Annotated in this window: 11 protein-coding genes and 5 tRNA genes; 5 read left to right on the top strand and 11 right to left on the bottom strand. The window is 52.6% G+C overall.

What is annotated here, in order from left to right:
* Positions 1–9: 9 nt before the first annotated feature.
* The 4 genes from galT to gpmA all read left to right on the top strand — a co-directional run bounded on the left by galT (position 10) and on the right by gpmA (position 4215).
* Complete coding sequence (gene galT, locus G8S19_RS15415; protein ID WP_253685514.1) at positions 10–1056, top strand: galactose-1-phosphate uridylyltransferase; 1047 nt, start codon at positions 10–12, stop codon at positions 1054–1056.
* Between the two features lie 3 nt (positions 1057–1059).
* Positions 1060–2208 (top strand): galactokinase, encoded by a 1149-nt coding sequence (gene galK, locus G8S19_RS15420; RefSeq protein ID WP_199969319.1) that lies wholly within the window; start codon positions 1060–1062, stop codon positions 2206–2208.
* Positions 2202–3242 (top strand): galactose-1-epimerase, encoded by a 1041-nt coding sequence (gene galM, locus G8S19_RS15425; protein ID WP_199969320.1) that lies wholly within the window; start codon positions 2202–2204, stop codon positions 3240–3242. Before galK ends, galM begins: the two co-directional genes overlap by 7 nt.
* A gap of 220 nt (positions 3243–3462) precedes the next feature.
* Positions 3463–4215, top strand: coding sequence for a 2,3-diphosphoglycerate-dependent phosphoglycerate mutase (gpmA, locus tag G8S19_RS15430; RefSeq protein ID WP_003022999.1), 753 nt, complete (start codon positions 3463–3465; stop codon positions 4213–4215).
* 57 nt (positions 4216–4272) lie between these two features.
* On the opposite strand, the gene G8S19_RS15435 is transcribed toward gpmA, so the two are convergent.
* Positions 4273–6702 carry an autotransporter outer membrane beta-barrel domain-containing protein gene (locus G8S19_RS15435; protein WP_305883497.1) on the bottom strand — a complete coding sequence of 810 codons (2430 nt, stop codon included), beginning with the start codon at positions 6700–6702 and terminating at the stop codon, positions 4273–4275.
* Positions 6703–6901: 199 nt separating this feature from the next.
* Complete coding sequence (gene aroG, locus G8S19_RS15440) at positions 6902–7954, bottom strand: 3-deoxy-7-phosphoheptulonate synthase AroG (protein WP_003831449.1); 1053 nt, start codon at positions 7952–7954, stop codon at positions 6902–6904.
* Between the two features lie 375 nt (positions 7955–8329).
* Here aroG and zitB point away from each other — a divergent pair, with 375 nt between their 5' ends.
* Complete coding sequence (gene zitB / locus G8S19_RS15445) at positions 8330–9271, top strand: CDF family zinc transporter ZitB (RefSeq protein WP_086523626.1); 942 nt, start codon at positions 8330–8332, stop codon at positions 9269–9271.
* On the opposite strand, the gene pnuC is transcribed toward zitB, so the two are convergent.
* The 9 genes from pnuC to pal form a co-directional block, all read right to left on the bottom strand.
* The gene (gene pnuC, locus G8S19_RS15450; protein ID WP_101741888.1) at positions 9268–9987 is read right to left on the bottom strand and encodes a nicotinamide riboside transporter PnuC; all 720 of its coding nucleotides are present in this window, start codon (positions 9985–9987) and stop codon (positions 9268–9270) included. The genes zitB and pnuC overlap by 4 nt on opposite strands.
* 26 nt (positions 9988–10013) lie before the next feature.
* Complete coding sequence (gene nadA, locus G8S19_RS15455) at positions 10014–11057, bottom strand: quinolinate synthase NadA (protein ID WP_124021284.1); 1044 nt, start codon at positions 11055–11057, stop codon at positions 10014–10016.
* Between the two features lie 281 nt (positions 11058–11338).
* Positions 11339–11414 (bottom strand) — tRNA-Lys (locus tag G8S19_RS15460).
* 47 nt (positions 11415–11461) lie between these two features.
* A tRNA-Lys gene (locus G8S19_RS15465) sits at positions 11462–11537 on the bottom strand.
* Between the two features lie 46 nt (positions 11538–11583).
* Positions 11584–11659: transfer RNA gene (locus tag G8S19_RS15470), tRNA-Lys, on the bottom strand.
* A 3-nt stretch (positions 11660–11662) separates the two neighbouring features.
* A tRNA-Val gene (locus G8S19_RS15475) sits at positions 11663–11738 on the bottom strand.
* Positions 11739–11875: 137 nt separating this feature from the next.
* Positions 11876–11951 (bottom strand) — tRNA-Lys (locus G8S19_RS15480).
* Positions 11952–12115: 164 nt separating this feature from the next.
* Positions 12116–12904, bottom strand: a complete 789-nt coding sequence (cpoB, locus tag G8S19_RS15485) for a cell division protein CpoB (protein ID WP_048212240.1) — start codon at positions 12902–12904, stop codon at positions 12116–12118.
* A gap of 9 nt (positions 12905–12913) precedes the next feature.
* Entirely contained in the window at positions 12914–13432 is a 519-nt protein-coding gene (gene pal, locus G8S19_RS15490; RefSeq protein WP_003022983.1) for a peptidoglycan-associated lipoprotein Pal, read from the bottom strand.
* Positions 13433–13447: the final 15 nt, after the last annotated feature.

Below are 13447 nucleotides of genomic sequence, written 5' to 3' on the forward strand. Positions count from 1 at the left end.
GGACCAATCATGACGCAATTCAATCCTGTCGATCATCCACATCGCCGTTTTAACCCGCTCACCGGGCAGTGGATCCTCGTTTCACCGCATCGCGCCAAACGCCCCTGGCAGGGGGCGCAGGAAACTCCGTCTAAGCAGGTACTGCCCGCGCATGATCCGGACTGCTTCCTGTGCGCGGGCAATACGCGCGTTACCGGTGACAAAAACCCGGATTACACCGGGACCTATGTCTTCACTAATGACTTTGCGGCTCTCATGTCTGATACCCCGGACGCGCTCGACAGCCACGACCCACTAATGCGTTGCCAGAGCGCACGCGGTACCAGCCGCGTGATCTGCTTCTCGCCCGATCACAGTAAAACGCTGCCAGAGCTCAGCGTCCCTGCGCTGACAGAAATTGTACAGACGTGGCAGGAACAAACCGCAGAGTTAGGCAAAACCTATCCCTGGGTGCAGGTATTTGAAAATAAAGGCGCGGCGATGGGCTGCTCGAACCCGCACCCCCACGGACAAATTTGGGCCAACAGTTTCCTGCCCAACGAAGTCGAACGTGAAGATCGCCTACAGAAAGCGTACTTCACTGAACAGGGCACGCCAATGCTCGTTGATTACGTCCAGCGCGAACTGGCGGACGGCAGCCGTACGGTCGTAGAAACCGAGCACTGGCTGGCGGTTGTCCCTTACTGGGCTGCATGGCCGTTCGAAACGCTGCTGCTGCCGAAAGCGCATGTTCTGCGTATTACTGATTTGACCGACGAACAGCGTGCTGACCTGGCGCTGGCGTTGAAAAAACTGACCAGTCGTTATGACAACCTGTTCCAGTGCTCTTTCCCCTACTCTATGGGCTGGCACGGCGCGCCGTTTAACGGCGAAGATAATGGTCACTGGCAGTTGCACGCACACTTTTACCCGCCGCTGCTGCGTTCCGCGACCGTACGTAAGTTTATGGTTGGTTACGAAATGCTGGCAGAAACCCAGCGCGACCTGACGGCAGAACAAGCGGCTGAACGACTGCGTGCGGTCAGCGACATCCATTTTCGCGAATCCGGAGTTTAAATAATGAGTCTGAAAGAAAAAACACAATCTCTGTTTGCAGAAACGTTTGGCTACCCTGCCCCCCATACCATTCAGGCTCCGGGTCGCGTAAACCTGATAGGCGAACACACCGATTATAACGACGGCTTCGTTCTGCCCTGCGCCATCGACTATCAAACCGTTATCAGTTGTGCGCCGCGCGACGATCGAAAAGTCCGCGTGATCGCCGCTGATTACGACAATCAGATTGATGAGTTCTCGCTTGATGCGCCGATTATCGCCCACGACAGCCAGCAGTGGTCAAACTACGTGCGTGGCGTAGTGAAACATCTGCAAAAGCGCAATAACGCCTTTGGCGGTGCTGATCTGGTGATCAGCGGTAACGTCCCGCAGGGCGCAGGCTTAAGTTCTTCTGCCTCGCTGGAAGTCGCTGTGGGTACGGTATTCCAGCAGCTCTATCATTTGCCGCTCGACGGCGCGCAGATTGCCCTGAACGGTCAGGAAGCTGAAAACCAGTTTGTCGGCTGTAACTGCGGCATTATGGACCAGCTCATCTCCGCGCTGGGCAAGAAAGATCATGCGCTGCTGATCGACTGCCGTACGCTGGGCACCAAAGCCGTTTCCATGCCGGAAGGTGTGGCGGTGGTGATCATCAACAGTAACTTTAAACGTACGCTGGTTGGCAGTGAGTACAACACCCGTCGCGAACAGTGTGAAACCGGCGCACGTTTCTTCCAGCAGCCAGCGCTGCGTGATGTCAGCCTTGAAGCGTTTAACGCCGTCGCCCATGAGCTGGATCCGATTGTCGCCAAACGCGTCCGCCACGTCATCACAGAAAATGCGCGTACCGTTGAAGCAGCACAGGCGCTGGAAAAAGGCGATCTGCTACGCATGGGTCAATTGATGGCGGAATCTCACGCTTCAATGCGCGATGACTTTGAAATTACCGTGCCGCAAATTGATACGCTGGTAGAGATTGTCAAAGCGACCATCGGCGATAAAGGCGGTGTACGCATGACCGGTGGCGGCTTCGGCGGCTGCATCGTGGCGCTGATCCCACAAGATTTGGTGCCTGCCGTGAAGCAGGCTGTCGCCGGGCAGTACGAAGCAAAAACCGGTATCAAAGAAACATTCTACGTCTGCAAACCCTCACAAGGAGCCGGACAATGTTAAACGAAATCCCCGTGCAGGCTCCGGACGGTCAGCCGTTTCGCCTGCTCACCCTGCGCAATGACGCAGGGATGGTGGTCACGCTGATGGACTGGGGCGCAACCCTGCTGTCTGCCCGTATTCCGCTCAGCGATGGTAGCGTGCGCGAAGCATTACTCGGTTGCGCCAGCCCGGAACAATACCCACAACAGGCCGCATTTTTGGGGGCCTCGATTGGCCGCTACGCTAACCGTATCGCCAACAGCCGCTATACTTTTGCCGGCGAAACCGTTGAATTAATACCAAGCCAGGGCGACAACCAGCTGCACGGCGGGCCGGACGGTTTCGACAAGCGTCGCTGGCAGATAGTCAATCAGAATGACCGTCAGGTGCTGTTCGCCTTAACGTCTGACGATGGCGATCAGGGCTTTCCGGGTCACCTCTGCGCCACCGCGCAATATCGCCTGACCGATGATAACCGTATTTCGATTACCTACCGTGCGACAGTGGATAAGCCCTGTCCGGTGAATCTGACGAATCACGTTTATTTCAACCTCGACGGCGACAAAACGGATGTCCGCCAGCACAAGCTGCAGATTCTGGCCGATACGTACCTGCCGGTTGATGAAATGGGTATCCCGCATGACGGACTGAAACCCGTGGCGGGCACCTCGTTCGATTTCCGTGCACCTAAACGCATCGACAGCGAATTTTTGGCCGATGACGATCAGCGCAAGGTGAAAGGTTACGATCACGCTTTCTTGTTACAGACGCAAGGCGATGCCCGCAAACCGGTCGCCATGGTCTGGTCCCAGGATGAAAAACTGCAAATGGAGGTCTACACCTCTGCCCCGGCGTTGCAGTTCTATTCCGGTAACTTCCTCGGCGGCACACCATCCCGTGGGCCTGACGCCTACGAAGACTGGCAGGGACTGGCGCTGGAAAGTGAGTTTCTGCCTGACAGCCCAAGTCATCCGGAATGGCCGCAGCCAGACTGCTTCCTGCGACCGGGCGAAGAATACGCCAGCGTGACGGAATACCGGTTTATTCCTGCCTGATAGTTAACCGTGACGAGCCGATACCCGGCTCGTCATTTATCCCCACGCGAGATCCGCTCAAAACCACCCCACTCAAAGACAAAATCGCAACCTTGAGTTCACAAGAACCTTACACTGTGCCGCTATTTTCGCTATGGTTATGCGTAAGCATTGCCGCTGACACTTTACGGCAATATAATGAGAATTATTATCATTCAATATGATTTATAGGAGTGAGTGTATGGCTGTAACTAAGCTGGTTCTGGTACGTCATGGTGAAAGTCAGTGGAACAACGAAAACCGCTTTACCGGTTGGTATGATGTTGACCTGTCTGAAAAAGGCGTGGGCGAAGCAAAAGCGGCAGGTAAACTGCTGAAAGAGGAAGGCTACAGCTTCGATTTTGCTTATACCTCTGTGCTGAAACGTGCCATCCACACCCTGTGGAATGTCCTGGACGAACTGGATCAGGCCTGGCTACCGGTTGAGAAATCCTGGAAACTAAACGAACGTCATTACGGCGCACTGCAGGGGCTGAACAAAGCCGAAACTGCTGAAAAATACGGTGACGAGCAGGTTAAGCAATGGCGTCGTGGCTTTGCGGTCACCCCACCGGAACTGACTAAAGATGACGAGCGCTATCCGGGTCACGATCCGCGTTATGCCAAACTGACCGACAAAGAACTTCCGGTTACCGAAAGCCTGGCACTGACTATCGATCGCGTTATCCCTTACTGGAATGAAACCATTCTGCCGCGCATGAAAAGCGGTGAGCGCGTCATTATTGCCGCTCACGGTAACTCCCTGCGTGCGCTGGTGAAATACCTGGATAACATGGGCGAAGATGAGATCCTCGAACTGAACATCCCGACCGGTGTACCGCTGGTGTATGAGTTCGACGAAAACTTCAAGCCGATCAAACATTACTATCTGGGTAACGCTGACGAGATCGCAGCAAAAGCTGCAGCGGTAGCCAACCAGGGTAAAGCGAAGTAATTTCATCAGGCCTACAAGCTTGCTTGTAGGCCTGATTACTCTGTTTTTTATGTCACTTTACCAGCTGTAACGGACGTCCAGGCTACCGTTGAGATCGCCATAATCATTACGTCCCTTTTGCCCAGCAACCTGACCCGTGATGCTCCACTGGCTATTCAGATTCGCCTGAATACCTACTTTCACCTCGGCGCGATCTGCCGGAAGATCCTGCTTCACCTGCGCGCCATCAAACGAAACGGCAACATCATCGCTGGTGTGTAACCAGTTCACCTCCGCAAACGGCTGGATAACCGACGTGGTATTCTTGTGCAGCTTGCCATCTACCCGCAGTCCGAGGCGCGTGTTCCAGCTGTCACCGTTTTGTCCGTCAATACGCGTTCCATTCTGCACAACCGCGTCCGCTTTATATTGCTGCCATGTCACCTGAGCCTGTGGCGTCAGGCTGACAGTGTTCAGGTTTTCAAGTCCGATGTCGTACCGATAACCCGTTTCCAGAGAAACAGCGCTGGCTGTCGAATCATAATCCTTTGAACCCACGTCGCCGTTATTTACGCTGTTATTGTAGAGGCCGTACTGGTACCAGCTATCCACATACAGCCCGCTATGGTCCTTGGCATCCGCAAACCAGGTGGCATAAGCCCCAAGATTGTAACCGGCTACGTTACCACTGGCAGAAAACTGGCTCCCATCCGCCCCTCGGTTACCGGTGCTGTCCGTATCGGCGTTGATATAGCTCACCATCAGCCCTGCTTTCAGGCTCTGCACGCTATCATCCCAGCTCAGTATATCGCCGCCAATCTGGAGCTGAGAATAGTTGTTGTCAATATCCACATGACCGTTTGCAGCCTGTGATGATGCATCACCTGCTTTAAAGCGCATCCACATACTGCCGTCATCGGTACGTAACTGGCTGCCTTCGCGGTCATAAAGGGTCTGCATTTGCAGATTACGCGCCATCCACTGGTTGCCGAGATAGGCGCCGATATCAGCGCGATACTGAGGATCCACAGGGACGGCATTGCCACCGTCATCCGGATTAACCGGAGTGACATCGCCACCATCGTCAGGATTAACCGGGGTAACGGTCTGCGAGCGCAAATACCAGTCACCACCGTCCTGATACAAGCGGTATTCATACAATCCGACCTGAACCTGGTTGCCCTGGGTGAAGACGCCGTCAGACTGACCGCCGACATCTATCACCTCGATCCCCTGCGTGGTGAGGGCTCCGTCCCCGCCAGTATTAGTAACAAAGACAGTGGTCGTGCCTGCGGTATCGCCGGAAATGAGGAGCTTATCCGTCGGGGAGGCATCATCCCCCAGCTGTGTATTAAGGGAGAGCGTGCCATTATTACCGGTGTAATTGCCGTTAATGGTGAGGGTGTGACCGGTCTCATTGCTCTGACTGATGGCGATGTTGCCAGCATTCGAGACATCATCATTGATAACGCCGGTACCGCCGAGGGTTGCCCCAGCAGCGACGCTGACAGAGCCGGAAGGTAGGTAGCCCATTAACTGCGAAGATGAGCCAGATACTGTGGGGACGCCGATAACGGCAGAATCAGCGAGCCAGAGGGTGCCTTCGTCGACAAGCGTGTCACCAGCGTAAGTGTTGTTACCGGTAAGCAGCAACGTACCCTGCCCGGTTTTTTGCAGGGACCCAATGCCCTGAATGCTGTTGCTCTCGGTACGGGAGGCTCCCGCGTCGAGGTCATAATCCAGGATCCCACTGTTGGTGATAACACCGGTCACGGCATTAACGGTGGCGCCGGTTTTAATCAGGGTAGTACCTTCAAGGATGGCATAATCTGATTCCAGCCAGAGTGAGCCGCCGCTGTTGACGGTAGTGTTGCTGGCGAAACTGGCTGTTTCTCTGCCGTCGTCGTGTGTTCTAAGTACCAGCGCCCCCCCCTGATTTACAGTCGTGTTTTTAACGATACCATAGACTTCCTGCACACCCTTGTTATTGATGGTCGCGCCGCTGGATAACCCAAAAACGTGTTCCGTTCCGCCAGCATTGATGACGGAATCCACTGCGGTTCCGTACACATAGTTTCTTGCTCCCGAATTGATGGTAGTGTGTTCTGCTCTACCATCGACATCCTGTTGGCCTTTTCCGCTCAGCACGGCATTCACGGAGGTGCCATTCTCCTGAATCTGGAGAGTGCCTCCCGTTACCTGCGCATCCTGAGACAGTCCGCCGTCCATGACATACTGCCATCCGCCTTCTATCGTCGTATTGAAGGCGCTGCCGTAGACCTCCTGATAGTCATCTGTGGTATTCAGGGTCTCTCCACTAACGGACTCACCGGCCGCAACAGTCGGGGTATAATCCGCCATCGCCGGACCAGAGAGTAACCCCAGCAGCGTGGCGATGCCTGCCGCCCTGGCCTGGTTTTTTATCTGACTGTCACCCTGTGCAAATTCAGAAGCCACGACATACATATTACGCGCGGTATTCCAGACGATGTTAAAGTTTTTATTCATATTCATCCCTTTATATTTATATAAATCCTGGGGATATGATAACCCCGGATTTAATATATTTATTACAGGAATGATAAAATTAGGAATATATTTATATTCAACTTAGAAATATATTGAGTATATAAATAAAATGAGCTTATTAATATTAATTAAAAAAACCGGCCTGATTCGCCGGTTTTAATAAGGGAGGAAGATAACTTTAACCGCGACGCGCCTTGACCGCATCCGCCAGCTGGCGCAGCACTGCATCGGTGTCTTCCCAACCAATGCAGGCATCAGTAATGCTTTTGCCGTAGGTCAGCGGCTCACCGCTATCCGGGTTCTGATTACCCTCGACCAGATGGCTTTCGATCATCACGCCAATAATCGCTTTTTCGCCGCCAGCGACTTGTCCACAAACGTCTTTCGCAACATCCATCTGCTTTTTGAACTGCTTGCTGGAATTGGCATGGCTAAAGTCGATCATCACTTGCGCAGAGAGTCCTGCTTTAATCAGACCTTCTTTTACGTCTGCGACGTGCTGGGCGCTGTAATTTGGCTCTTTGCCGCCGCGCAGAATAATATGGCAATCGCCATTACCGCTGGTATTCACGATCGCCGAATGACCCCATTTGGTCACGGACAGGAAGCAGTGTGGCGCTCCTGCGGCGTTGATTGCATCAATCGCGACTTTGATCGTGCCATCGGTACCGTTTTTAAAACCAACCGGGCAAGACAGACCCGATGCCAGCTCGCGGTGTACCTGGGACTCAGTGGTACGCGCTCCGATCGCGCCCCAACTCATCAGGTCGGCGAGGTATTGCGGCGTGATCATGTCGAGGAATTCACCCGCAGCCGGCAATCCGCTGTCGTTGATATCCAGTAGCAATTTACGTGCAATGCGCAGCCCATCGTTGATCTGGAAGCTGTTGTCCATGTGCGGATCGTTGATCAGCCCCTTCCAGCCGACGGTGGTACGCGGCTTTTCAAAATAGACGCGCATGACGATTTCAAGCTCGCCTTTTAACTCTTCGCGCAGCGCCAGCAGGCGAGCGGCGTACTCTTTGGCGGCTGCCGGATCATGAATAGAGCACGGCCCAATCACCACTAACAGGCGATCGTCGCTCCCTTTCAGAATTTTATGAATCGCCTTACGGGCATGAGCCACCGTGTTTGCGGCATTTTCAGTAGCGGGGAATTTTTCCAGCAGTGCGACTGGCGGTAATAACTCGTTGATCTCTTTGATGCGTAAATCGTCGTTCTGATAATTCATGATTATTCCAGCGTTGCCATACTTATATAAATGAATGCAATCCCTCCAATCTATATCTTCAGTCATAAAGTGTAAACGGGGTTTTACAGTACGAACCGTGTTATCCCGGGATTACGCAAAAAAACGCAAGAATGTAGCGAATAATGAGATCCAAACCGCAAATTCCAACTGTAATTGCGGATTTTATTATTATTTTCAAAATTCTGTGCTGGCTATCGATGCACATTGTGGGTTTTTACCCACTGTACTGTAAGGCAATGCCCAATATTTACGTGGCTGATAACGGGAGAATAGAAGCTCTCCTTTTTAATTTTATCCCCCCAAAAACGGTATGATGTCATACAGTAAAGGTGAGAATAACAAAGGGATGGCACAATGGCGCACTCACATACTCATACTTCCCCTGACCAGCCAAAGGATAATAACGCCCGTCGACTGCTGTTCGCCTTCTGCATTACAGCGGGGTTCATGCTGGTTGAAGTGGTGGGAGGGATACTCTCCGGCTCGCTGGCCTTGCTGGCTGATGCCGGGCATATGCTTACGGATGCAGCAGCACTGCTTTTCGCGCTGCTGGCCGTCCAGTTTTCCCGTCGCCCGCCTACAATACGCCACACTTTCGGCTGGCTGAGGCTCACGACGCTGGCTGCATTCGTTAATGCCATCGCATTGGTCGTTATCACCATTTTAATCGTCTGGGAGGCGATTGAGCGCTTCCAGACACCTCGTCCCGTGGCGGGCGGCATGATGATGGTTATTGCTGTCGCGGGTTTACTGGCCAATGTGCTTGCTTTTTGGGTTTTACATCGCGGCAGTGAAGAGAAAAACCTCAACGTCCGCGCCGCGGCACTGCATGTAATGGGGGATTTACTCGGCTCGGTCGGGGCGATCATCGCTGCGCTGATTATTATCTGGACGGGCTGGACCCCTGCGGACCCTATTCTCTCTATTCTGGTTTCCGTACTGGTGCTGCGCAGTGCCTGGCGATTGTTAAAAGATAGCGTCAATGAATTGCTGGAGGGCGCACCTCATGCGCTGGATATCGCCGCCCTACAGCGACATCTCAGCCGGGATATTCCCGAAGTTCGCAATGTGCACCATGTTCACGTCTGGATGGTGGGTGAAAAGCCGGTCATGACGCTGCATGTGCAGGTGATCCCGCCGCACGATCATGATGCCCTGCTGGAACGTATTCAGCATTTCCTTATCCATCACTACCAGATTGAACACGCGACGATCCAGATGGAGTATCAGCCATGCAATGGGCCGGACTGCCACCTGTATCAGGGCGTGTCCGGCCATTCACATCATCACCATTAATGAGACAGCGCGTGGGAACCTCGTTCACGCGCGCTGTTAATCCACATCCTGCTCCCGTTGAGGGCGATAACCGTCAGGATCATGTATTCCAGCGACATGGCATACACCCCTTGCAGGGCAAAGATCACCACACTGATTACGTTGATGATTACCCACAGCAGCCAGTTTTCAACGTATTTGCGCGTCATCAGGATCATCGCCACAATCGATAGCACCATCATGCAGGAATCCCAGAACGGGAACGCATCGGGTTGCAGTTCAGGCACAGCAACCTGTAACCCCAATGTCTGCATTATGTTGACCGCAATGCGAGTCAGGAACGCAAATACCGGATCGATATAGACCGACATCAGGCCGATCGCTACCACGCAGGCCGCCAGCCAGCCCAGCGCTTTTGGTAACGGTAGCCAGCGAATTTTAAGTTCCGCTTCATGCTGGCTGGTTTGCCGGGACCAGGCGTACCAGCCGTAGATGTTGGCGGCAAAGAAAAAGACTTGCAGCAACAGGCTGGCATAAAGCTGGATCTGAAAGAAGATAATCGCGAACAGCGTGACGTTTATCAGGCCGAAGAAGTAATTGCTGATTTTTTCAAGGCTCGCCAGGCCAATACACAGCAACCCGGCAATCGTCCCCACGGCTTCGATCCACGACAGATCGTAACCGCCCGCGCCAATCGGAATATGTACCAGAATGTTCTGCGTGCTAAAAAAGTCCATCTTTTCCCCCAGAGCAAAAAAATTAATTAAGCTCGAAGTGTAGCCGCAAATTCCAACATGCGGTTTAACGGCAACAACGCCCCTTCTCGCAGCGCAGCATCAACATGTATCTCATGAGCCGCTCCGCCTTGTTCCAGGCCCTCAGCAATCGCCTTGAGGCCGTTCATCGCCATCCACGGACAATGCGCACAGCTGCGACAGGTTGCCCCCTCACCGGCCGTCGGCGCTTCAAGCAATTCTTTATCCGGAACGGCCTGCTGCATTTTGTAAAAAATGCCCCGGTCAGTCGCCACAATCAGCTGCTTATGCGGTAACGATTTAGCTGCGGTGATGAGCTGGCTGGTTGAGCCAACCGCATCGGCCATATCAACGATAGACTGAGGGGACTCTGGGTGCACCAATATTGCGGCATCAGGGTAAAGCGCTTTCATACGCGATAAAGCCTGGGTTTTAAATTCGTCGTGAACAATACAGGCTCCCTGCCAACAGAGCACATCTGCGCCGGTCTGTTTTTGCACGTAGTTGCCCAGATGTCTGTCCGGGGCCCAGATGATTTTTTCACCTAAACTATCAAGGTGCTCAATAAGTTCTACCGCGATACTGGACGTGACAACCCAGTCCGCTCGCGCTTTAACGGCTGCGGAGGTATTGGCGTAAACCACCACGGTACGATCAGGATGCGCATCGCAAAACGCGCTGAAAGCATCAATCGGACAACCCAGATCTAATGAACATTCCGCCTGTAAGGTCGGCATCAGGATAGTCTTTTCCGGGCTGAGGATTTTGGCGGTTTCCCCCATAAACCTCACTCCTGCAACCAACAGCGTAGAGGCAGAATGTTTTGAGCCGAACCGCGCCATCTCCAGAGAATCAGAAATACAGCCACCGGTCTCTTCGGCCAATTGCTGAATTTCAGGATCGGTGTAATAGTGCGCGACCATAACGGCATCACGTTCTTTCAACAGTCGCTTGATTTTTTCACGATAAAATTGCTTTTCATCCGCACTCAGCAGCGCTGGCTTCGGCGGAAACGGATAAATTGCTGCTTCTGGATCAAACATCACGCTCATCTTGCTTTCTCGTTTTACTGGCTTAACGAAATAACCGATTAAAAGCGTGACGCACGCCATATTCGGTTAGAATTGTTTTGTATGCTAAACAAGATAGCGGATTGGTGTAAGAAAGTCACAAGAATTGCGTGTGATGCATGCCGAATGGCGACTGACGTCTTATCCGGCCTACATGAGTCGTGTCGTCTGTAGGGCTGATAAGCGAAACACATCAGGCAAGCAGGTTCGAATCAAAAATCCTGCGCATAGCAAAAAGGCGCCTTTAGGGCGCCTTTTTACACTGGTGGGGCGTGCAGGATTCGAACCTGCGACCAATTGATTAAAAGTCAACTGCTCTACCAACTGAGCTAACGCCCCCTTATGGGGTTTACTGCTTTACTCTTTTCAGGAACCCACCACAATATTGGTGGGGCGTGCAGGATTCGAACCTGCGACCAATTGATTAAAAGTCAACTGCTCTACCAACTGAGCTAACGCCCCATTTGGGTGTTGCCTGAAAATTTTTTACTCGGAACCACCAAAATAGTGGTGGGGCGTGCAGGATTCGAACCTGCGACCAATTGATTAAAAGTCAACTGCTCTACCAACTGAGCTAACGCCCCGAGTGGTGGGTGATGACGGGATCGAACCGCCGACCCCCTCCTTGTAAGGGAGGTGCTCTCCCAGCTGAGCTAATCACCCGATACTACGCTGGATACTACTTACTAACTGAGTTAGTGGTGGGTCGTGCAGGATGACTCGACTTCGTCTCGCCCTACGGGCCGTTGCTTACGCAACGTTATCCTTCACGTTTTACAATCGCGTTCCACCTTAGCGATTGGTGGGTCGTGCAGGATTCGAACCTGCGACCAATTGATTAAAAGTCAACTGCTCTACCAACTGAGCTAACGACCCACTTTTGCGCTGCTTTTGGTTTGTTTGATATCCCTTGGCAACGGCGGCATATATTACTGATTTCAGATTTTAGCGCAACAAAAATTTCGATGTAAATTACTCAACTGCTTAGGAATCACACGACGCGACCAGAAATAACACGATTTCTGGTCGCATGGTGTGCATTACATCGCGCCAAGGCGTTTTTGCGCTTGTTTCGCGCCATCAGTACCAGGGTATTTAGTGATAACCTGCTGATAAACCGCTTTCGCTTTTGCTGTGTCACCCTTGTCCTGCATGATGACGCCGACTTTGTACATCGCGTCTGCAGCCTTCGGTGATTTCGGGAAGTTTTTAACTACGGATGCAAAATAGAACGCTGCATCATCTTTTTTACCCTTGTTGTAATTCAACTGACCGAGCCAGTAATTCGCATTGGGCAGGTAAGTAGAATCCGGGTACTTTTTGATGAAGTTCTGAAATGCAACGATCGCATCATCCTGACGGGATTTATCCTGCACCAGGGCGATTGCCGCATTGTAATCAGTATTCGCATCGCCAGTTTGCGCCGGTGCGCCTGACGAAGCTGCAGCACCCGCATCGGGTGCCGGGGTTGCCGCCCCACTCTGATCGCCAGCCGCAGATTGCGCCGCAGGCGCGCTACCGCTGCCAAGATTATTCATCTGCAGCAATATCTGTTTTTGGCGTTCAACAACCTGATTCAGCTGATACTGACTTTCCTGAATTTGACCACGCAGGGCATCAATATCGGACTGATTATCGGAGAGTTGTTGCTGGAGTTGGGTTAAAAGCTGACTGTGAGCGTTAGAAATACGCTCGAGTTGAGTGACGCGGTCTTCGACCGAGCCAGAGCCGACACTACTGATTGGCGCCTGAGCAAAAGCGGCCCAGGGGGCCGCTATGCCAACCAGTAACGACAGACTCAACAGGTGATGTCTGAAGTTACTGCTCATGCAATTCTCTTAGTAAACCAGTACGGCGCGACGGTTTTTGGCGTAAGCCGCTTCGTCATGACCCAGTACTGCAGGTTTTTCTTTACCGTAAGAAACGATGGAGATCTGGTCAGCAGAAACGCCTTTACCCTGCAGGTACATCTTAACGGCGTTAGCACGACGTTCACCCAGGGAGATGTTGTACTCAGGCGTACCACGTTCGTCCGCATGACCTTCTACGGTGACTTTGTAAGACGGGTTGCTACGCAGGAAGTTAGCGTGCGCATCCAGCATTGCAGCGAAGTCAGAACGGATATCGTACTTATCCAGATCGAAATAAACGATGTTGTTCTGCTGCAGCTGTTGCATCTGCAGACGCGCTTGCTCTTCGGAGGACATGTTGCCGCTACCGTTTGCATCCATACCAGTGCCGGCACCCAGCATGCCTTCGCTGCCGTCATTGCTGGCGTTCTTGTTAGAAGAACATGCCGCAATAGCCATAACAGGCAGAGCAATCATCAGCCCTTTCAGCACTTTGTTCAGTTGCATTTCAATGATTCCTTT

Origin of the sequence: Citrobacter sp. SX206, assembly GCF_024181025.1 — a bacterium.
Classification (GTDB): Bacteria; Pseudomonadota; Gammaproteobacteria; order Enterobacterales; family Enterobacteriaceae; genus Citrobacter; species Citrobacter youngae.

What these genes read in the sequence shown, in the direction of transcription:
- galT (WP_253685514.1), top strand. Translation starts at nt 10, where the DNA reads ATGACGCAATTCAATCCTGTCGATCATCCACATCGCCGTTTTAACCCG.
- galK (WP_199969319.1), top strand. Translation starts at nt 1,060, where the DNA reads ATGAGTCTGAAAGAAAAAACACAATCTCTGTTTGCAGAAACGTTTGGC.
- galM (WP_199969320.1), top strand. Translation starts at nt 2,202, where the DNA reads ATGTTAAACGAAATCCCCGTGCAGGCTCCGGACGGTCAGCCGTTTCGC.
- gpmA (WP_003022999.1), top strand. Translation starts at nt 3,463, where the DNA reads ATGGCTGTAACTAAGCTGGTTCTGGTACGTCATGGTGAAAGTCAGTGG.
- G8S19_RS15435 (WP_305883497.1), bottom strand. Translation starts at nt 6,702, where the DNA reads ATGAATAAAAACTTTAACATCGTCTGGAATACCGCGCGTAATATGTAT.
- aroG (WP_003831449.1), bottom strand. Translation starts at nt 7,954, where the DNA reads ATGAATTATCAGAACGACGATTTACGCATCAAAGAGATCAACGAGTTA.
- zitB (WP_086523626.1), top strand. Translation starts at nt 8,330, where the DNA reads ATGGCGCACTCACATACTCATACTTCCCCTGACCAGCCAAAGGATAAT.
- pnuC (WP_101741888.1), bottom strand. Translation starts at nt 9,987, where the DNA reads ATGGACTTTTTTAGCACGCAGAACATTCTGGTACATATTCCGATTGGC.
- nadA (WP_124021284.1), bottom strand. Translation starts at nt 11,057, where the DNA reads ATGAGCGTGATGTTTGATCCAGAAGCAGCAATTTATCCGTTTCCGCCG.
- cpoB (WP_048212240.1), bottom strand. Translation starts at nt 12,904, where the DNA reads ATGAGCAGTAACTTCAGACATCACCTGTTGAGTCTGTCGTTACTGGTT.
- pal (WP_003022983.1), bottom strand. Translation starts at nt 13,432, where the DNA reads ATGCAACTGAACAAAGTGCTGAAAGGGCTGATGATTGCTCTGCCTGTT.